At 37.9% G+C, this 19,260-nt stretch carries 21 protein-coding genes and 2 pseudogenes; 12 read left to right on the forward strand and 11 right to left on the reverse strand.

The genetic code is table 11. The annotated features are described in order from the left end of the window. Positions 1-201: 201 nt before the first annotated feature. Together DES48_RS03425 and DES48_RS03430 are read right to left on the reverse strand one after the other, a co-directional pair. A complete protein-coding gene (locus DES48_RS03425; protein WP_113866869.1) occupies positions 202-618 on the reverse strand; it encodes a DUF3139 domain-containing protein in 417 nt (138 codons plus the stop codon). Further along, positions 611-1,003 (reverse strand): hypothetical protein, encoded by a 393-nt coding sequence (locus DES48_RS03430; protein ID WP_113866871.1) that lies wholly within the window; start codon positions 1,001-1,003, stop codon positions 611-613. Before DES48_RS03430 ends, DES48_RS03425 begins: the two co-directional genes overlap by 8 nt. 330 nt (positions 1,004-1,333) lie before the next feature. Between DES48_RS03430 and DES48_RS03435 the strand changes: the two genes are divergently transcribed. Beyond that, a complete protein-coding gene (locus tag DES48_RS03435; RefSeq protein ID WP_113866873.1) occupies positions 1,334-2,041 on the forward strand; it encodes a dihydropteridine reductase in 708 nt (235 codons plus the stop codon). Positions 2,042-2,175: 134 nt separating this feature from the next. Continuing rightward, positions 2,176-2,367 (forward strand): DUF3951 domain-containing protein, encoded by a 192-nt coding sequence (locus DES48_RS03440; protein WP_170126158.1) that lies wholly within the window; start codon positions 2,176-2,178, stop codon positions 2,365-2,367. Positions 2,368-2,415: 48 nt separating this feature from the next. Here the strand turns inward: DES48_RS03440 and DES48_RS03445 are convergent, their stop codons facing one another. The 4 genes from DES48_RS03445 to DES48_RS03460 all read right to left on the reverse strand — a co-directional run bounded on the left by DES48_RS03445 (position 2,416) and on the right by DES48_RS03460 (position 5,716). After that, positions 2,416-2,877, reverse strand: coding sequence for a hypothetical protein (locus DES48_RS03445; protein WP_113866877.1), 462 nt, complete (start codon positions 2,875-2,877; stop codon positions 2,416-2,418). Between the two features lie 654 nt (positions 2,878-3,531). Next, positions 3,532-4,029 carry a kinase gene (locus DES48_RS03450; RefSeq protein WP_113866879.1) on the reverse strand — a complete coding sequence of 166 codons (498 nt, stop codon included), beginning with the start codon at positions 4,027-4,029 and terminating at the stop codon, positions 3,532-3,534. 30 nt (positions 4,030-4,059) lie between these two features. Then, complete coding sequence (locus DES48_RS03455) at positions 4,060-4,746, reverse strand: GNAT family N-acetyltransferase (RefSeq protein ID WP_147232379.1); 687 nt, start codon at positions 4,744-4,746, stop codon at positions 4,060-4,062. 61 nt (positions 4,747-4,807) lie between these two features. Beyond that, entirely contained in the window at positions 4,808-5,716 is a 909-nt protein-coding gene (locus DES48_RS03460) for a DMT family transporter (protein WP_113866883.1), read from the reverse strand. 967 nt (positions 5,717-6,683) lie between these two features. Here DES48_RS03460 and DES48_RS16485 point away from each other — a divergent pair. From DES48_RS16485 to DES48_RS03475, 3 genes are all read left to right on the forward strand, one after another. Further along, the gene (locus tag DES48_RS16485; protein WP_342769925.1) at positions 6,684-7,142 is read left to right on the forward strand and encodes a sulfurtransferase; all 459 of its coding nucleotides are present in this window, start codon (positions 6,684-6,686) and stop codon (positions 7,140-7,142) included. Then, positions 7,136-7,513 (forward strand): sulfurtransferase, encoded by a 378-nt coding sequence (locus DES48_RS16490; protein WP_342769926.1) that lies wholly within the window; start codon positions 7,136-7,138, stop codon positions 7,511-7,513. The genes DES48_RS16485 and DES48_RS16490 overlap by 7 nt, the downstream gene beginning before the upstream one ends. A gap of 356 nt (positions 7,514-7,869) precedes the next feature. After that, the gene (locus tag DES48_RS03475) at positions 7,870-8,418 is read left to right on the forward strand and encodes a cysteine hydrolase family protein (RefSeq protein WP_113866887.1); all 549 of its coding nucleotides are present in this window, start codon (positions 7,870-7,872) and stop codon (positions 8,416-8,418) included. A gap of 44 nt (positions 8,419-8,462) precedes the next feature. On the opposite strand, the gene DES48_RS03480 is transcribed toward DES48_RS03475, so the two are convergent. Further along, positions 8,463-10,394, reverse strand: a complete 1,932-nt coding sequence (locus tag DES48_RS03480) for a beta-glucoside-specific PTS transporter subunit IIABC (protein ID WP_113866889.1) — start codon at positions 10,392-10,394, stop codon at positions 8,463-8,465. 206 nt (positions 10,395-10,600) lie between these two features. On the opposite strand from DES48_RS03480, the gene DES48_RS03485 reads away from it, so the two are divergent. From DES48_RS03485 to DES48_RS16140, 5 genes and pseudogenes are all read left to right on the forward strand, one after another. After that, positions 10,601-10,942: a VOC family protein gene (locus tag DES48_RS03485; protein ID WP_113866891.1), complete on the forward strand. Its 342-nt coding sequence runs from the start codon at positions 10,601-10,603 to the stop codon at positions 10,940-10,942. A 36-nt stretch (positions 10,943-10,978) separates the two neighbouring features. Continuing rightward, the gene (locus DES48_RS03490) at positions 10,979-11,380 is read left to right on the forward strand and encodes a hypothetical protein (protein ID WP_113866893.1); all 402 of its coding nucleotides are present in this window, start codon (positions 10,979-10,981) and stop codon (positions 11,378-11,380) included. Positions 11,381-11,726: 346 nt separating this feature from the next. Then, positions 11,727-12,137, forward strand: a complete 411-nt coding sequence (locus DES48_RS16340) for a hypothetical protein (protein WP_113866895.1) — start codon at positions 11,727-11,729, stop codon at positions 12,135-12,137. Further along, complete coding sequence (locus tag DES48_RS03500) at positions 12,130-12,348, forward strand: Rieske 2Fe-2S domain-containing protein (RefSeq protein ID WP_113866897.1); 219 nt, start codon at positions 12,130-12,132, stop codon at positions 12,346-12,348. Before DES48_RS16340 ends, DES48_RS03500 begins: the two co-directional genes overlap by 8 nt. 40 nt (positions 12,349-12,388) lie before the next feature. After that, a pseudogene (locus DES48_RS16140) lies at positions 12,389-12,538 on the forward strand (GNAT family N-acetyltransferase); the annotation flags it as partial. 130 nt (positions 12,539-12,668) lie between these two features. Here DES48_RS16140 and DES48_RS03510 read toward each other — a convergent pair. Continuing rightward, positions 12,669-14,591: a beta-glucoside-specific PTS transporter subunit IIABC gene (locus DES48_RS03510; protein WP_113866899.1), complete on the reverse strand. Its 1,923-nt coding sequence runs from the start codon at positions 14,589-14,591 to the stop codon at positions 12,669-12,671. Between the two features lie 465 nt (positions 14,592-15,056). Here DES48_RS03510 and ald point away from each other — a divergent pair, with 465 nt between their 5' ends. Together ald and DES48_RS16570 are read left to right on the forward strand one after the other, a co-directional pair. After that, complete coding sequence (gene ald, locus DES48_RS03515; RefSeq protein ID WP_113866900.1) at positions 15,057-16,190, forward strand: alanine dehydrogenase; 1,134 nt, start codon at positions 15,057-15,059, stop codon at positions 16,188-16,190. Positions 16,191-16,372: 182 nt separating this feature from the next. Then, positions 16,373-16,576: pseudogene (locus DES48_RS16570) on the forward strand (Lrp/AsnC ligand binding domain-containing protein); the annotation flags it as partial. Between the two features lie 303 nt (positions 16,577-16,879). Here the strand turns inward: DES48_RS16570 and DES48_RS03525 are convergent. The 3 genes from DES48_RS03525 to DES48_RS03535 are packed head-to-tail and all read right to left on the reverse strand — an operon-like array spanning position 16,880 to position 19,217. Continuing rightward, a complete protein-coding gene (locus DES48_RS03525; RefSeq protein ID WP_113866904.1) occupies positions 16,880-17,602 on the reverse strand; it encodes an ABC transporter permease in 723 nt (240 codons plus the stop codon). Further along, positions 17,602-18,309 (reverse strand): ABC transporter permease, encoded by a 708-nt coding sequence (locus tag DES48_RS03530; RefSeq protein ID WP_113866906.1) that lies wholly within the window; start codon positions 18,307-18,309, stop codon positions 17,602-17,604. The genes DES48_RS03525 and DES48_RS03530 overlap by 1 nt, the downstream gene beginning before the upstream one ends. Continuing rightward, entirely contained in the window at positions 18,306-19,217 is a 912-nt protein-coding gene (locus tag DES48_RS03535; RefSeq protein WP_113866908.1) for an ABC transporter ATP-binding protein, read from the reverse strand. Before DES48_RS03535 ends, DES48_RS03530 begins: the two co-directional genes overlap by 4 nt. Positions 19,218-19,260 lie beyond the last annotated feature (43 nt).

Raw genomic sequence — 19,260 nt, forward strand, 5'->3', positions numbered from 1 at the left:
TGTACACCATGTCTCAAAAACAGGGAATTTGGAATTTTAAAGCAATGCATAGCCAATCGTATGTCATAGCGTTAATGTAGAATAGAAGAGCTGCTTAGGCAGCTCTTTTATGTATATATTGCATATACCGTTATTATACGAAAAGTTAACTTCTAAACTTGGAAAGCTGTTTTCGTTCTGAATACGTAAAAAACGAAGCTGTTAGTCTCTATTATCAAGCGAATGAACACACGTTGCTTCACTATAGTTCGTTTCATCCTCAACAATATGGGTTACACCATCTGATGAGACAACATCTTTCTCACAAAACTGCCTTACCTCTTTTCCATCCTTCGTTATTCCATAATAATAGGTAGTATCCGTTTCGTCTTTAAAAACAACCATATAATGCCCATGATAAAAATCTTTGTTTATTATGTGTTTTGGCTCTACATAGTGTGATTCTTCAATCTTATCTTTTGTATATCCTTTCTCTTCAAGATATTTTGGTACATACTTGTCTGCAATGTATTTTACATAGGGGTTTCCGTTATTTAAAACATAGATAAAACCTATAGGAATAGCGACGACAATTAGAATGAATAGACTTAATGTAATTAGAATCCTTTTTTTATTCATTTAGCTTCTCCTTTTGTATTTCCCATTCCAATAGAAAGCTACCTTGATGTTCTTTTCCTTCGATCATTAGTTTATATTTTCCTGGTTCATCTATTTCCACTTGTTCATTAGGATTTATTGTTTTGATTGTTTCCCCATTTGCTTGGATCACTTTTGCGGATAGTTCTCCCTTATTGGTTACAACATCAAATGATAAGGAAAGGATTGCGTCATTATCAAGTTCGACACTTCTATAATAATTACCAGTGAAGCTTTGATATTCTCCGCTTAAACTGTTCTGTGAAGTGTCAATTTCCCCGATAGTTATTGCATAAGATCCTCCCGTGCATCCCATTAGAAAAAAAGCGATCATAACCGTGACTAATAATAACCAGCATTGCTTCATTATCAAATTCTCCTCCTTAATACGAGCCAGGTTAAGTCAATTAATGTATCTTGCTGCATTCGTTATCTGTAATACATATACGTTTTCTGTTAGCAAAAAGTTCATTTTTTAATCAAACATTGAAATAATAAACTGGTTCTATTAAAGAAGATTGGAATAGTGATAAAGATCCAGATCCTTTTTAAAAAGGTAGTAGTTTTATTGCTTGCCACGTTAAGAAATAAATACATATAAATTTTCAGAAAAATATGGTCGGATTAATTGAGAATTGTTATCATCTGTTGTAAGATAAATAGTAATACTTTTATCATGAAGCAAGGAGAAAATAACATGCAAATATATTGGACGAAGATAAATAAGATAATTGATGAAACACCAGAAGTAAAGACATACATACTTGATTGCCCGGAAGGCTTTACTTGGGAAGAGGGATCCCATACCCATTTTGCAATGGAAGGGTTTAACGCCGGAGATAAACCAAACCGCAGCTTAGTTCGCCACATGTCGATTTCTACACTACCGCACGAACTCACCATCGGCATTACAACCCGTATAAAAGACCAGTGCTCGGAGTTTAAATCTATTTTAAGAAATCTTGATATTGGCAGTGATGTTGCCTTGTTTAAAACGCATTCCAATGTACCACTGAAACGAGAAAACAAAACTGTTTACTTACTATCAGCAGGGGTTGGATTAGCAACATTTAGACCACTTGTCCTTGACTATTTCGACCGTGCTGCTAATGTCAAGCACATCCATTCGTTAAACATCGATTCATCAACCGATTATTTATTCACAGATATATTTAAAACCACACCAGATAAAAACTTCACAGCACAGTACGTCGATAACCGAAAAGAGTATTATCAAGAAGTGCAAAAGCTCGCTGCCGATAAAGATGGCCTGTTTTATGTGGTTGGTAGTGATGAATTTCTGTTACAGAATATCGAGTTCCTACGGGCACAGGGCATTAAACCAGAACAGATTAAGCTCGACAAACATCCAAAGATGTTAGCTGAGTTTTTACCAGTAGATTAATTGAAAATGTGAAACGAGAGATGGGCGTTTCTTCCAAGGGGAAGGAACGCTTATTTTTGCTCTTTTTTGAAAAATAGATCAAAACACTTTACGCTAGAATGGTAGGAAAATCTATAGAAGGAGGGATTTTGTCCATGGGCTATGTTTTTGCAGGCATCTTCGTCGCTATCATTGGTTTTATTACCTACCGCGAGATCAAACATAAGTCGAAACACTCTGTGTCGTACACACCATATGATGACATGACGACAGGATCAAAAAGTAACCGTATCCGGACAGATGGACCAATCTATGATACGATATATCATATTCAATATGAGAAGTAATGGAGTATGAGCGTGACAAACGAGTAAATGCGTTGGTTTAACGTGGCACTAAGCTTTTATTTTTCTAATCATAAGTGTAGTGAAATGGATGATGATGGTTGTTTCAGAAAATAAAAAAATCTCATGCTGTAGCTTCCGCTTGCTTAATGGTAAAAGCTCATCATATCCCCAAGCATCGAGCCCTCTTCTACCACCAAAAGCTATACGATTTGGTTGATTTGCATAAACATTTCTTGTAATATCATAATCTATCGAAAATTTCCGAACATGTTTCCATTGAATTTCATATCGACCACCATTAGGATGGTTGATCTCCATTTTTACTATCGTCGGATCTTTTGTTTCCCCATTTGCTTGGTTCAATAGATTAATTGAGATGACCTCGCCATCATGAAACGAATTATTTTTCAAAAAAGTAGCAGTTTCTTGATTAAAACGATGTAACAATTTGGCCTTCTCTTGTTGGTACCCTGTTAAATCCCAATGATCCCAATCGATTAAATATTTCATATAATGTAAATCCTCTCCGTTGATCGATATCTACCGCTTTATTTCACTCCAATTAGGTTACTATCACCATATAACAAGTTGACTAGTTAACAATCCTACTACAATAACAGCCTTCAGAAATGAAACTATTGAAATAGTGATTTTAGTAGACAACCGAATCGCCCCTAGTATTCGGGTTAATTTATAGAATTGATGCAATCCAACAATGATGACAGTGCCAATTGCAATAGCGAATATGTTTGTCAATGTGAATGATGTATTAAGATAAGGATCTAAGTAAAAATTAGTTAAGATAAGTACACTAAAAAGTGTGAGCTGTATACCAATATTTTATCAGATTCACAGTTCTTCCCCTCTCTATAAAACTTCTATCATGATAGACTTATATTTTATCCGAAAATAACTTCTCACCTATCGAATAACCGATCCCAGCAGTAATGGAAGCAATAGGCCTTTAATAAGAGAGCTATCTAGGGCGGTATACTCTAATATAAACAAAACGATTCCAACAACACGCCAGTAAATAACGATGCTTGAATAGTTGATACTTTTAACATCGTAATCCCTCTACTTATAGTAAACAGATTAAAAAAGTGTAACCTTATCTGCCTGCATATTCATTCATATTAGTAGTAAAATTAAAATCGTGGTTTTTTATTGGTTTACATGCTCAATAATCAAGCTAACAATCTCTTGCTGTGACTGTGCTTCTGTAACAATCATTTCCCCGGCTACATCAAGATGATCGTTTGGGTTCCACCATGCCTGTAAAGCATCTTCGCCAAATTCGTTTTTCTTAGCACGTGTGTTATGCCGCTTTACCGTTTCTTCAAAAGGTAAATCGAAATAATAGGTATGAGCTTTCTCATCGTAAAACGCAATTAAATTTCGCAACATTTCCCCATAACGACCTTCATTCAAAATTCCTTCCACAATAACAATGGCACAGTTATCTTTACCGAATGCAGCAATTTGATAAATCAAATCTATCGAAAGATTGCCTACTTTATCGTGTGCCTTCAACATATCTCGGCGCACAACATCTTGAGATACGACAAGCGTATCCCTTCCAAAATGGTTTTGTAACGCTTTAGCAATGGTAGTTTTTCCACTAGCTGCATTCCCGCGAAGGATGATTAGTTTTGCTGTCATCTCGCTTCACCTCTCTTCTATAGAAATAGATTAATCAATCCACTCATATCCAATACAAAGTTGTGGATTTAATGCATCATCATCTTCTATTAATTCAAATGTTTGCTTTACTTCCTCAAAATCTTCGACTGCACAAGATCCTCGGATTTCCCAACAATCAAATTTATTTTGTTTGAATAACGATTTGTGCTGCTCATTTGGAACCACACTAAATTGCCAGTGCCGTGCAATTTCAACCATACCCATTTTTTCATAAAACTGTTGTGCCTGCTTATCTTGTGAGTACCAAATGCTTCGATTAATCATAAACTGAGTGCGCATGCGCTGATGGACTGCAGCAATCAATTGCTTACCGATCCCATTTCTTCTGTAGTTTCGATGAACACCAAACTCCCATGCAAAACCAGCATCACTTTGTTCCTTTACCACTGCCGCATTCATCTCTATTGTAATAAATCCAACGACTCGCTCGGTATCGTCTACAGCAACTAAATCGATCGTATCGTTTGTATAGGTCGGCTTTTGATGAAGGACTGTCCACCACGCATAAGAATCAACCATTACACTGGCATGCACGTCCAACCAATCTAATTCTTCTTCCATTTGGTAATCACGAATAATAATCTCTTGCAATGCTTTCATCCCCTCTAATGTTGTATTTTGTGTATGTACTATAGGTAGCATTCGGTTTGAATGCTTCGATTTCCTTCTTTTCAACTGCTACTCCAACAAAAAAAACCTGAAATATAGTTGTATATTTCAGGTTTTTATGTCTTAGTTAGCGGCGATTCACCACAATAATACCAAAAGCAACCAAGACAAATGCTGCAATTAGCAACAAATTTAGATGTTCGCCAGGAATAAATAATGCTGACAATAGAGTACCGGCAACAGGAACAATAAACTTATAGACTGTTATTTTTCCTGCTGGATGGTATTTTAACAGCGAATACCAAAGAGCAAAAGCGACAGCCGATAAAACAGCAGCATATAATAGTAAGCCCGTCCCTAGAGGAGTGAACTGAATCGCACCTTCCTCTAACTGTGGATAACCGATCGCAAGTAGAATAATCGCCCCAATCGTCAACTGCCAACCAGTAATGGCAAACGGATGAATGCCTGTAGCGAGTTCTTTGGCGAGAATCGTTGCCACCGCACTAGTTAAACCGGCCATAATCATAAAGCCTTCCCCGTTCCAATGAAAGGACAAAGCGAATGACTGTCCCCAGTTTGCTAAAACGATTCCAACAAATCCAGCAATAATTCCGAACCATTTACTCCCGGTTAACCGATCATTTTTATAATAAAAATGCGCCAGTAATACGGTTAGGAAAATCCCGCTCGATGCAAGGATGGACCCCTGCATACCGGATACCCGAGCCAACCCATTATAAAAGAAATAATATTGTAAAGAGGTTTGAATAATTCCAAGAATAAGAATGACCAAAAACTGTTTTCTAGTTACTTTTATACTTTTGGCATTCATAAAGAATAACCAAATCAAGACAAGCACACCTGCAAGTAAAAAGCGCAGACCCGCAAATACCATTTTAGCTGCCACATCATCTGGCGCCATCTGTAGTTCATCGTAACTGACCTTAAGTACTGGAAATGCACTCCCCCAAAGAATAGAACAAATAATTGCAATAAAAATAGCCGTTGCTGGCTTCGTGAAAATATTTTTCAAGCTCCTTCATCTCCCTGTGCTAGTATCTGCTTTAATAGACAACAGATATTTTCTCTCTTCTTGTTTTATCGCAAGCAATAAAACAGACAAAAGTAATCATATCAAATTCGAAAGATAGAAGGAAGAAAAGTGTATTCTGTCTATTGCTATTAACTAGCTAGTAAGCAAGTTGCAATAGCATGGGAGAAGTTGCAACAACATAGTCGGAAGTTGCAACAACATGGGAGAAGTTGCAACATCTCGTTTATTATGTCCGATCCGAATTCACTTGTATTTTGAATCAGTTTAAATAATGGGGTTATCTTACATATAAAAGCAAGATTATAGGGAGTCTTGCAACAGATGCTGTGTCGTTACATCTCTATCCCGTAGCTTCGAATGGTCCAAAAGCAGCGGATAAATTCGTACAGCATGATGGGTATCATTGGTAGAATTAGTAAAATAGACAGAGCCCTAGCTTAATCGCTAGGGCTCTAATTGTTAGTGTATGCTTTCGGTTGATTAAGTAATGTTAATAGGTTCTACCTCCCCCAGGAGTCAATCAAATGTCGAGGAGTGGAATGGAATGTAGAAAGGTAGAACCTAAAGAGGAGAAGGAGAGATATGCATGCCGATTATCTACTTATTTTTTCACCATTTTTTCTAGTATTTTTCTTCCTTCTGGTGTTAAATAGGCTGTTTGACTCTCCAGCAACTGTTTTGCAAGCTCAGCGGTCATGGGTTCCGATGGTATTTTCACATTTATCCCTCCTTTCTTCTTCCCTGTTAGTATATGTACAAGTACAGCTTCCCGTAAGAGAGAGGTATACTAAGATAGATGTGGATTTCATGCATTGGTTCGAGGTTTTAAAAGTGTCTGAAGTAGTTACAAATCCATGATAATGTGCGATGATTAGAAAAGAATTACATTATTCAAACAACTAACCAAGTCGGAGATAATAAATTATATATAAAGGAGCTTGATTATATGAACTTCGCCGTCAAGAACACATGGTTAGCCGACCAATTAATGAACGAGCAGGTACGAATTGTCGATTGTAGGTTTGCTCTTGGGCAACCAACGAAAGGCATTGAAGATTATCAAAACAGCCATCTTCCCGGCGCTGTCCACTTTGATTTAGAAAAACACCTCTCTGGCCCAGTCACCGAACATGGTGGGAGACATCCCCTTCCAGCTATTGATACCTTCAAGCAAGCGCTTGAACAAGCTGGTATTGATCACACTAAAACAGTCGTGGCTTATGATGCTGGAGAAGGAGCATTCGCCTCACGATTTTGGTGGTTGCTCACTTATCTAGGACATGAAGATGTGTATGTCTTAATGAAGGTTTTACAGGGTGGGTCGAAGCAGGACTACCGACAACAAAAGAAATACCAACCTATCCGTCTACTACATTTGCGGTCAACCTACAAGCAGATATGCTAGCCTCTTATGAAGAAGTCAAAGCAACTGTTGAGCAACAGGCTAATGCCTCGGCGGTTTTAATTGATTCAAGAAGCCATGACCGCTATGCAGGAAAAGTAGAACCGATCGATCGAATAGCTGGCCACATTCCAGGCGCAGTCAATTATTTCTGGAAAGAAGGCTTAACCGACGGTACATTTAAAGATAGTGACATGCAACGGGAAAGGTTCGCAGCAATGAACATAGACCAACCGGTGATCGTCTACTGTGGGTCAGGTATCACAGCCACACCGAACTATATCGCGCTAAAACAAGCAGGTTATCAACATGTTAAATTGTATGCAGGAAGCTACAGTGATTGGATCTCTTATCCGGATAATTCAGTGGAATAACGCAAGACGCACAATCTCCATTCATAATTTTTGAAAATTGCTTCATGGAGGATAGTAAAATGGCGAAAAAATTTTTTAAAAAAATCATATATTTGGGTATTACGTGCTTTATCTTTAAGTTGTTGTGGAGCGTAACAGGTGGACTGTGGGAAGTTTTTGTTCCTTGGAACTATCGAACGGACCTAATAGCTGTCATCTTTGTCGTACCCGTCCTCATAGTAGTTTCATTTCTTCTATCAAGTTTGTGTTTTAAAGTTATTCGGGATACGGAATGACAGTAAATATTTTATTGCTGTAATAAAAAAGTGCGTTGATTGGGAGAGTGTCTACTAAAACACATGGAAAGGATATTGCTTATGCGCAAGTATGCACTGTTAGTCGTCGATGTACAAACAGGCTTAGTCAACGACGAGCTATATAACAAAGAAATGGTCATTCAAAACATCAAAATGCTTATTGCGACAGCAAGGAAATCTAGTATCGAAGTAATATATGTAAGGCACGATGATGGTGAGGGAGAAACGCTAGCTCATGGAACGGATCAATGGAAAATTTATCATGAAATCACCCCTAATGTTGATGAAAAGATTGTTGATAAAAAATACAATAGTGCTTTTTTTAAAACGGATCTAAAGAGCTGTCTGGATAAGAAACATATCGATACATTAATAGTGACAGGAATGCAAACAGAATATTGTATGGATGCCACTGTGAAAAGTGCATTTGATAGTGAATATGAGGTAATCATTCCAGAACAAACAAATTCAAGTGCGGATAATGCATTTCTATCAGGTAAAAACCTTTATGCGTTTTACAACTTCAGCATATGGCATAACCGTTTTGCAAAAGTAGTCCCTCTTGATGACGTAACAAGATTGATAAAAGAAAGTAAAAAAGAAATTTAAATAAAATGGATTGATTTCAACAAGAAATCAATCCATTTTATTGCTTAGCTAAGTTCTAACAATACATCACCTTGTACGACTTCTTTGCTATCTGTTTTCTTCATCGTAGCAGAATCAGACGCATTAGTAATGATCACTGGTGTAACTATGTCGTAACCAGCTTCTTTTACTTGATCAATATCAACCGATATCAATGGCTGACCAATAGAAACTTTGTCGCCTTGTGTAATATGTGTTTCAAAATGTTTTCCTTCTAAGTTTACGGTGTCTAACCCGATATGAACGAGTACTTCTAATCCATCATTTGTTTTTAAACCAATGGCATGTTTGGATGGGAACAATGTTTCAACAGTTCCATCAACTGGTGATAATACCTCACCTTCCGCTGGGCGAATAGCAATTCCATCACCCATTGCGCCTTGTGCAAATACTGGATCACCAACATCTGCTAGTGGGACAATTTCCCCTTTTATTGGGCTAATTACTTTTCCTTCTGTAACGTTCGTTGTTGATGGTGCTACATCTTCTGCTTCTGTATTATCTGTTTCACTTGTTTCTTCTGTGTTTTCGATTTTGTTAATTGCACCAAAGAAATAGGTTAGGACAAAGGCTAAGATAAAAGCACCAATAGCAACTATAATAGCACCAATAACAGACATGTTGATGCCTTCAGGTGGAATGAAACTAGGTAATTGGAATACACCAAGACCACCCATTACATAACCGATTGTACCAAATAGTCCTAAGAATGCACCACCGATAGCTGAACTGATAATCGTGATAATAAATGGACGCTTAAGCGGCAATGCGATACCATACATACCTGGCTCTGTGACACCGAATATTGCTGAAATAAATGCCGGTGCACTAAGTGTTTTTGTTTTTTGATTTTTAGAACGTATCCAAACAGCAAGGATAGCTCCGGCTAAAGCAAATGAGTGTGCGAAAATCAATGCTAGAATCGGATCTTGTCCTTGAGAAGCAATGTTGTTGATTGCGATTGGTACAAGTCCCCAATGAAGACCGAACATAACAAACACTAACCAGAACCCACCTAGGAATAACCCGGCGAGGATTGGACTCAAGTTGTAGACAGATATCGTGGCTTCCCCGATTAGCTGACTTGCCCAAGTCGCGATCGGACCAATTACTAAGAATGTAATAGGAACGATAATTAATAGTGTGAACATAGGAACTAAGAACATTCGAACAACGGCTGGAATAACACGTGTGAAGAATTTTTCCAGTTTCGCTGCAAAGAATGTTGAAATAATAATTGGTATGACAGACATAGAATAAGTCATTAAGATTACCGGAATACCGAAAAATTCAATATAAATTGGTGATTCAAATAACGTTCCAGAGAATAGCGTATATAATGGCTCACCTGATTCAGGAATTCCCTCAAGATCAGGATATACCAATGCCATCGCTATAACGATCCCAAGGAATGGAGAACCGCCAAATTTTTTCATGGCTGTATAACCTAATAGGATTGGTAAGAAATAAAATAATCCATCCCCAGTAGCATTTAATATTTGGTAGGTACCATCTGATTCTTCCAACCAATTTAACGCAACAAATAGAGCATTAAAACCTTTAATCATACCAGAAGCGGCTAATACACCAAGAATAGGTGTGAAAATACCTGAAATTAAATCAATAAAACGATCAAATAAATTGCCTTTTTCTTCATCATCTTGTTCTGCATTTTGATCACTATTTGCAGAAAATCCACCGACAGACTCAACTGCTTTGTAGACATCAGCTACGTGGTTACCAATAACAACTTGGTATTGACCACCACTTTTCTGAACGGTGACGACACCGTCTAAATTTTTGAGTGCATCTGTATCTGCTTTAGATTCATCTTTTAATTTAAAACGAAGCCTCGTGATACAGTGATAAACACTATTGACGTTGTCGGTTCCACCAACTAAATCAATAATTTGCTTTGCTAAATTTTCATATTTCATTACACAGCACCCCCAGCAAATAATAGTTAAAAAGAAAGCGCAATCACTTTTGTGTTTGTTTTTTGTATACGCTTACTTTAATGGCATTGTAGTATATATGAATTTTATCATGCAAATAATATGATTTTTAAAATTTTTCATACACAATATGGAAGAAGATGCTATAATTTAAGCAAATATGAGTGTAATAAAGGAGCTGTGTTGATATGTTTGAGCGGATAGATACGGTGTGCTTAACCGTGCATAATGTGGAAGAAGCAAGCGATTGGTATCAAGCATTAGGCTTTAACCTAGCCTTTAAAGGTCAAGGGCATCACGTATTCACAATTGGAAATAGTCCAACTCCGTTGACGATTGCAGAAGGTAACATCTCATCGCCTGCTAACACAACCCATCCTATTTTTTTCACCAAAGACATTAAAGATACTTATGAAAAATTAAAAGAAAAGGGAGTAGAAGTATCGGAATTGGAATATATTGGTGACGTCACGTTTTTTGACTTTTATGATCCAGACAAAAATAAATTGCAGGTTTGCCATTTTGAGTAAAGCATCATAAAATCCTATTAAAGTTGAGGTCAAGCAATGAAAAAGAAATCGAAGGTAATGATGTTTAGCATCCTATTTGCTGCTAGCATTGCGTTAAATCTATATTTAGGGTTTAATAGTTATCTAAAAAGTACCTATTCACCTAATCAAGAGGACCAGCAAATACTAGGGGAAATGACGAAAATGGTATTAGAAAATAAGGAATACAAAGAAATTGCTGCAAGAGAAACGGTCTCTGCAATTAAACAGGAAGTTAGCCGATTTAATGTGGCGGACCCAGCTTCTATTTATCATTACCAGATTAATGTGCAAACCAACGAACAGTCGTATCTTTTTTTCTGCATAGATGATAACTGTACAGATGTAACGAATGAAGGCTGGATGTATTCAAGATATAGTGACGTAGAGCCAATCCTACCTTTACATAAAGAAAATTAGTCATAAAGGGAACAGGTTATCTAACCTGTTCCCTTTATGAGTAGTTAAGTTCTAATAATGCATCACCTGGTTTAACATCTTTTTTTATCTGTTTGCTTTTTTTGATCTTTGGCTTGGTGAATCATTTCAGTACTTTCAAGAGAATGTTCATAAATTTAAACGATCTTAAAGAAAATTCTAGGGAAAAACTAATTTTCCTTAAAAAACGCTGTTAATTTTTCTCTTTTTCGTCTATCCCTATTATTGTTATAGGTTTGCGTGAAAAACTAACAGGTTACTAAAATGTTAAATTGTAGGCAGGAAGCTATAGTAATTGGTTTTCCTATCTAGATAATCTAGTAGAATAATGCAAGACAAACGATCTCCATTCATGACTTTTGAAAATACCACGCTAGTTAGAATTTATTACCAAATATATGTCGGGGGAGATGGTGGGGGCGAAGTACGTGAGGCTCAATTGCTAACAACAGTAGCAACGGAAGCTGAAGTAATCGAATATTGTGGTGCAATGTTGCAGTACTACCGAGAGACTGGAATTTATGGAGAACGTACAGCACCATGGTTAGAGCGACTAGGATTTGACAATGTGAAAGCTCGTTTGAGTGAACCAGAGCAAAGAAAAAAATTAGTAGAGGCGCTAGATCAAGCAACAGCGGCTAAACGAAACGACCCGTGGCACGAAATTGTTGGTGACCGTGATGTGAAAGAGAAACTATACTCGATGGATCGTCGAGAAACTGTTGGGGCAGGTGAATAATAGGAGTCAGCCAATTTATCTAACAACTGTTGATCAAGTAGTCCCTCAAATTGGACGATTAAACTCGGTAGGTGATGCAGATATTGCCTTGTTTAAATTATCAGATGGTCGTATTACAGCCATTGAAAATTTTTGTCCATTAACAAAAGGTTCCCTTTTAGACGGGACTGTATCAGGTGAACATATTTATGAGCCGATGCGTGAGTATTAATTCTCTTTATCACGAGTGAAGTATTCTACGTTACAATGCTCGAGGTTACGGAAAGCTAAGTTTGCAAACGGGTGTCATGTATGTTTTTGAGCCTGCTAGGAGACTATACAAAAGTTTTGGATTTGGATATTGTCATCCTTTTTCACATTACAAAGCTGATCCTAATAGTGTTTTTATGACAAAAAGTATTATAAATCAGATTCAAGGTTTTATCGTCGTGCTATTTTGTAACGTAAATGACCATTTTACATTAGGTTCCATATAGTCAACATAAAAAAAGCGGCGTAATTTCATCGTAATGAAATCATGCCGCTCTTATCTTAGTTAAGTTCTAATAAATCATCACCTGGCATAACATCTTTCTTATCTGTTTTCTTCATGGTTGCTGTTTCAGCTACATTGGTGATAATGACTGGTGTGACGGTATCAAAGCCAGCTGCTTTAACTTTGTCAATATCAACGGTGATAAGCGCTTGACCAATGGAAACTTTGTCCCCTTGTGCTACATGTGCTTCAAAATGTTTTCCTTCTAAACTTACTGTATCTAACCCAATGTGCACCAATACTTCTAATCCATCTTCTGTTTTGATACCTAGTGCGTGTTTGGTTGGAAAAAGCGTTTCTACGATACCATTTACAGGAGATACGACTTTACCGTCAGTTGGACGAATCGCGATTCCGTCTCCCATTGCACCTGAAGCAAATACTTGATCGGTTACCTCTTTTAAAGGAACAATTTCGCCTTTTAAGGGGCTACTAACTTTACCTTCTGTTACGTTTATTGTAGATGGAGCAACATCAGATACGGTTTCAGTATTTTCAGTTGTTTCTTCTGTACTTTCAGCTCGGTTAATTCTACCAAAGAAGTATGTTAAACCGAAAGCTAGGATAAAGCCACCAACAGCGGCAAGTAAAGCACCAATTACACTCATGTCAATTCCTTCCGCTGGGATAAAACTTGGCAATTGGAATGGTCCAAGCCCACCCATTACATAACCTGTCGTACCAAAGAATCCAAGTGCTGCGCCTCCAAGCGCTGAAGTGACAAGCGTGAAAATGAATGGAAGCTTAAGTGGTAGTGCGATACCGTACATACCGGGCTCTGTAACACCAAACATAGCTGAAATAAATGCTGGTGCACTAAGTGTTTTGGTTTTTTTGTTTTTCGTACGTAACCAAACAGCTAGGATCGCACCTGCTAATGCAAAAGAGTGAACAAAAATTAGTGCTAAGATTGGATCTTGTCCTTGAGTAGCAAAGTTGTTCATTGCAATCGGTACAAGTCCCCAGTGAAGACCAAACATAACAAATACTAACCAGAAACCACCTAAGAACAATCCAGCAATGACTGGGCTTAAATTATATACCCAAATCGTAGCTACCCCTAATAACTGACTTGCCCAAGTTGCGATTGGACCAATGACAATGAAAGTGATTGGAACGATAATAAGTAACGTGAACATTGGAACTAAGAACATACGCACAACAGATGGAATAATGCGTGCAAAGAATTTTTCAACTTTAGCTGCAAAGAATGTCGAAATAATAATCGGAATAACCGACATGGAATAAGTCATTAAGATAACTGGAATACCGAAAAACTCAATATATACTGGTGATTCAAATACAGTTCCTGCAAATAGCGTATATAACGGATCCATGGAACCAGGAATGCCTTCAAGACTCGGATAAACCAACGCCATGGCAATAACAATACCGAGAAACGGCGATCCACCAAATTTTTTCATGGCAGTGTAACCTAATAGAATCGGCAAGAAGTAGAATAATGCATCGCCTATCGCATTTAACACTTGGTACGTACCACCTGTGTTATCTAACCAACCCACCGCCACAAATAGAGCATTAAAACCTTTAATCATACCGGATGCTGCTAATACACCAAGAATCGGTGTGAAAATACCTGAAATCATATCAATAAAGCGGTCAAACAGACTGCCACTACTTCCGTCTTCTTGCTCTTGATTGCTATCTGAATGAAAGCCTCCGATAGCAACGACTTCTTTAAATACATCAGCGACATGGTTCCCGATAACTACTTGGTATTGCCCACCACTTTTCATAACAGTTACAACACCATCAAGATTATTTAATGCATCGGTATTCGCTTTAGATTCATCTTTTAATTTGAAGCGAAGCCGAGTAATACAGTGAACAACGCTATTGACGTTTTCCTTTCCACCAACTAAGTCAATAATATTGCTTGCTAATTTTTCGTAACTCACTTTGATGCACCCCCAGTAATTTATAGTATAAATATAATGATTACAAAGAAAGCGCAGTCAAAGTTGCTTCAGCAGTAATGAAATCGCTTTCTTAATCACATTATACGACATACTTTTTAAAGATACAACGTTTTTCGACATTTTTTTAAAATATTTAACACGTGTATTTTCATTTTTTCATGAAAATTCAAGTTTATTTACCTGTATAAAGGTGTTTGATAAGTAGTGTGTTGCATGAAAAGCTATACTATTAGTGGTTATTTTTGTTAGTTTTGTTGTTGTATTTTTTGTGACAAACATAAGATAAGTATTGGTAGGTTATCTAACACAAATGAAGATTATGTTTCAATAGTTTGTTATGGTTAGCTCAAGAAAAGTGGAAAAGGATATATATGGTCGCTAAGGATAGTGAGAAGAATACACTATGTATTAGAAAATCTTTTAAAAGATATGGAGAGATGCAAGATGTTAATCGGAATCCCGAAAGAAATAAAAAATAATGAAAATCGTGTGGCGATTACGCCAAGCGGTGTAATGTCTCTCGTTCAAGCCGGTCATCACGTGTTAGTCGAAACGGATGCCGGTGTTGGTAGTAGTTTTTCCGATCAAGATTATCTAACTGCCGGAGCAGAGGTCGTTAATAAAGCAGAGGAATTATGGAAGCGATCCAGTATGGTCATGAAAGTGAAAGAGCCGCTTCCCGCTGAGTACCAGTATTTTCGTGAGGGATTAATTTTATTCACTTACTTACATTTAGCAGCTGAACCATTGTTGGCACAAGCATTAAAAGATAACGGTGTCATAGCGATTGCTTATGAAACAGTCTGCGTTAACCATACGCTCCCATTACTTACGCCGATGAGTGAAGTGGCAGGGCGGATGGCTTCCCAGATTGGGGCACAATTTTTGCAAAGATGTAATGGAGGTAAGGGAATTTTACTTGCAGGTGTTCCAGGTGTGTCTCGCGGCAAAGTAACCATCATTGGTGGTGGTGTTGTGGGAACGAATGCTGCTAAATTGGCAGTAGGATTAGGCGCAGATGTAACGATTTTAGATGTGAGCGCAGAGCGATTGCGGCAATTGGATGATATTTTTGGTACACAAATCAAAACATTAATATCGAATCCGTTAACAATTGCCCAAGCAGTTGCGGAGGCTGACTTATTAATCGGAGCAGTACTAATTCCAGGGGCTAAGGCGCCTAAATTGGTAACAGAAGAAATGGTGAGAGCGATGAAACCAGGATCGGTCATTGTGGATGTTGCGATTGATCAAGGTGGTATTGTGGAGACGATTGATCGAATAACCACACACGACAACCCGACATATGACAAACACGGGGTAGTGCACTATGCTGTCGCCAATATGCCTGGTTCTGTGCCAAGAACCTCAACGATGGCACTAACCAATGTTACGGTTCCTTACGCATTGCAAATTGCCAACAAAGGCGCGCATCAAGCAATTGCTGAAAGTGACGCTTTAAAACATGGTTTAAATGTTGCGAATGGACAAATTACTTATCAAGCTGTTGCCGATGACCTTGGTTATCCATTTATTGCAGCTGAAACAGTGTTTGAAACGAAAACAACGACATTGTAATCATTCGAAAAAAACAGATCTTTTCAGTGTTTCCGCTAGGTCTGCTTTTCTGTTTGACTATTGATTAAAATGAATAGGATTTACCATCATCTGGTGCTAATAAGTGAGAGGGAAAGCCTTTATCATTTATCACTTGCATATTTATTTATTCTTCTCTAGATAATGTCCAGAAAAATGTCACCCACGATTACAAAATTAGTGGGGAAGGCTGTTATTTATTAGAATGCAAATTTCCTGCTAATGAAGGATTAAATGAATTCTTGGAAACGCTAAAACAATATGCCAATTACAAATTATCGATTGTGATTGATCAACAATTGGCTTGGAATACAATCAGGCAAAACATAAAGCATGAGGCTGGGACAAAAGTGAATGAAGACCCCTGATAAACGAACGATGGATAACTTTTTTATCTATCGTTCGTTTTTAGTTAGAAAACATAACTAAGTAACTGGAAATATACGAGACTCTAGCAGGAGAAGCGCGAGCCGAAGATCCACTTTGTAAAGCGGCTAGAAGTTAGACGAAAACCGTCACGTCCTGTGACAACGTCTAACTGACCCACGTCCTGTGTGCCCGAGTCCGCGCCCGCAGAACGCGAGTGTATTTCCAGTTGCGATGGTTAAGTTCTCATCAATCATTCGTATACTGTAGTTAAAAATTAGCTTTGTCCCAGCCTTGTAACTGTATTAGAAGGCTTTCCGATTAAATAAGAAATACCCACCTAAAAAGAATAAAATGAAACTTCCACCAACAACTATTAGTAATTGATCCCACGGAACAAAAAACATGGCGTCAACTTTTCCACCAATATTCATCATTAAATAAGGTTGAGCCCATGGATAAAAAGGAGCCAGTTTTTCCGAGTTTAATGCGAGAATAGTTGGAATGGTAAAAATAACATTTACTGCAAATGGCGCAGCAAAGCTTTTGAACCAGATCGCTAACCACAATTGTAGAGCGATTAATGGGAAAGTAGCAATCCAGCCGCCGAGCACGCTTTTCCAAATGATTTCAAGTGGGAAAGGCTCCGCAAATCCTTGCATGTTTCCTACTAGATAAATGGCGCCTAAATAAAGGAGTTGCATTAGGAAGACAAGGCTGACTAGCAACAGATATTTGGCCAAAAATACTCGCCCTTTGGTAACCGGTAGTGCTAAAAGCTGTTTCCATCCACCAGCTTGATGTTCATAGCGACAGACAATACTAGCAAACACCCCCGTAATTAATGGTAAAAACAGTACCGCATAGACTAGATTCATCATTAACACAGTATATACCCAACTATTAACAGGCAATTCACCGCTATCTACTAACCCAGCGAAAATAGCGATTACCGGACCAACAAAAATAAGGGCCCAGATGTTAGCTTTTCGAAATTTAAAGATTTCTGATCGTAGTATTGCAAGCATTATTTCACATCCCTTCGAGCAAAATCAAACATACCAACAAAATATAGGAGGCAACCAACTCCCAGTCCTAGCCACACGTAGTAAATGGGTTCGTTCCAACTATTCATAAGTGAAGGCCATTTCCAGATCAACCAATCAGGTAAATTTTGCGCAGAAAAAGACGGAAGTACACCAATAACACCTGTGGTAATTGGGATCGCTTGGTTGTTACTAACGGTTGCAATCCAAAGCTGTAATGCTAAGATCGGTAGACTTGCAAAGAATGGATAGAAGGAATATTTCAATAACGCGCCATAAGGAATTGCACCCAGATCCAAAAACACGCCATAGCCATAAGTAAAAAGGGTTAACAATAGGGAAGCTACCAACAACATAAATGCAAGCACAGTGAATTTTGCTAAATAAACCGTTAATTTAGAAACTGGCAGTGCAATTAGTTGTTTCCAAGCATTTGTTTCATTTTCAATACTGGTCATAAATGAGGTTAAAATAGCAATCCCTAAGACAAGCGCAAGCGGGGTGAAATTAGAAATATTCATGAGATAGTAAATCCAATCGTTGTCACTTTGCTGTAAAAGATATTCCTTTCGTACCCCGTAATTCACCATCTGCAATGCCACAACACCAAACCCACCTAAAAAGACTAACAGCCAGAAACCTTTCCGTTTGCTCTTTAAAAATTCGACCTGTATTAGTTTTCTAATCATCCCACCTGATCCTCCCTTGTCATTTGTAAGAAGATATCTTCAAGGGAGCGTTTTTCCTCTTCCACGCGGTAAATTGCAATCTGTTTTTGCACCAGAAATTGAATGGCATTGGCGATTTCTTCATCGGTAAACTCAGATAAAATAAGTCGGTCTTTTTGATAATCAGTCTGTATTCCTTTAGCGAGTAGTAATCGATGGGCTTCATCTTGATCGCTAACGCGTAATGAAATATTCTGTTTTGCTAATTTGCGCATTGCCTCAATCGAGTCTTGAAAGATCAATTTTCCCTTAGTCAAAACCCCAACTGTGGTAGCTAATTGGTCGATCTCTGATAACAAATGACTGGAAATTAACACGGTCATTCCATGTGATTGTGGTAACTGCTTAATTAACTCGCGAATTTCAATAATCCCAGATGGGTCTAGCCCATTGGTCGGCTCGTCTAGAATCAACAGTTCTGGGTTATTTAATAAGGCAGCTGCAATCCCCAAGCGCTGTTTCATCCCTAACGAAAACCCTTTTACTTTTTTATTCGCTACGTCAGATAGACGCACAATTGCTAACACGTCAGTTATTCTTGATTTAGGCGCACCTAAAATCTTTCGCCAAGCTTCTAAATTCTCACGAGCGGTTAAATGGGGATAGTAAGAAGGATTTTCCACTAAGGATCCCACTTTCGAAAGGATGCTGATACGTGATTTTTTTAGGTCTTGTTGAAAAACCTGAATCGATCCGGACGTTGGTTTCATTAAGCCTAACAACATTCGAATAGTAGTTGTTTTCCCAGCACCATTCGGTCCTAAAAATCCATAAATCTCACCTTTTGCGATTTTCATGTCCAAACTTTGTACAGCTTGTTCTTTTCCAAACGATTTGGTTAAGTTTTTTGTTTCCACTACATATTTCATTTTCCTCACCTCATTTCTTATCATAGGTGATTAAGGTTAAAAG

It is taken from the genome of Paraliobacillus ryukyuensis (genome assembly GCF_003315295.1).
In the GTDB taxonomy this organism is placed as follows: Bacteria; Bacillota; Bacilli; order Bacillales; family Amphibacillaceae; genus Paraliobacillus; species Paraliobacillus ryukyuensis.

Coding starts and splice junctions, on each gene's coding strand:
- DES48_RS03475 (WP_113866887.1), top strand. CDS start 7,870: ATGCGCAAGTATGCACTGTTAGTCGTCGATGTACAAACAGGCTTAGTC.
- DES48_RS03480 (WP_113866889.1), bottom strand. CDS start 10,394: ATGAAATATGAAAATTTAGCAAAGCAAATTATTGATTTAGTTGGTGGA.
- DES48_RS03535 (WP_113866908.1), bottom strand. CDS start 19,217: ATGAAATATGTAGTGGAAACAAAAAACTTAACCAAATCGTTTGGAAAA.
- DES48_RS03430 (WP_113866871.1), bottom strand. CDS start 1,003: ATGAAGCAATGCTGGTTATTATTAGTCACGGTTATGATCGCTTTTTTT.
- DES48_RS03525 (WP_113866904.1), bottom strand. CDS start 17,602: ATGCTTGCAATACTACGATCAGAAATCTTTAAATTTCGAAAAGCTAAC.
- DES48_RS16485 (WP_342769925.1), top strand. CDS start 6,684: ATGAACTTCGCCGTCAAGAACACATGGTTAGCCGACCAATTAATGAAC.
- DES48_RS03450 (WP_113866879.1), bottom strand. CDS start 4,029: ATGACAGCAAAACTAATCATCCTTCGCGGGAATGCAGCTAGTGGAAAA.
- DES48_RS03445 (WP_113866877.1), bottom strand. CDS start 2,877: ATGAAATATTTAATCGATTGGGATCATTGGGATTTAACAGGGTACCAA.
- DES48_RS03440 (WP_170126158.1), top strand. CDS start 2,176: ATGGGCTATGTTTTTGCAGGCATCTTCGTCGCTATCATTGGTTTTATT.
- DES48_RS03425 (WP_113866869.1), bottom strand. CDS start 618: ATGAATAAAAAAAGGATTCTAATTACATTAAGTCTATTCATTCTAATT.
- DES48_RS16490 (WP_342769926.1), top strand. CDS start 7,136: ATGCTAGCCTCTTATGAAGAAGTCAAAGCAACTGTTGAGCAACAGGCT.
- ald (WP_113866900.1), top strand. CDS start 15,057: ATGTTAATCGGAATCCCGAAAGAAATAAAAAATAATGAAAATCGTGTG.
- DES48_RS16340 (WP_113866895.1), top strand. CDS start 11,727: ATGCAAGACAAACGATCTCCATTCATGACTTTTGAAAATACCACGCTA.
- DES48_RS03490 (WP_113866893.1), top strand. CDS start 10,979: ATGAAAAAGAAATCGAAGGTAATGATGTTTAGCATCCTATTTGCTGCT.
- DES48_RS03435 (WP_113866873.1), top strand. CDS start 1,334: ATGCAAATATATTGGACGAAGATAAATAAGATAATTGATGAAACACCA.
- DES48_RS03485 (WP_113866891.1), top strand. CDS start 10,601: ATGTTTGAGCGGATAGATACGGTGTGCTTAACCGTGCATAATGTGGAA.
- DES48_RS03530 (WP_113866906.1), bottom strand. CDS start 18,309: ATGATTAGAAAACTAATACAGGTCGAATTTTTAAAGAGCAAACGGAAA.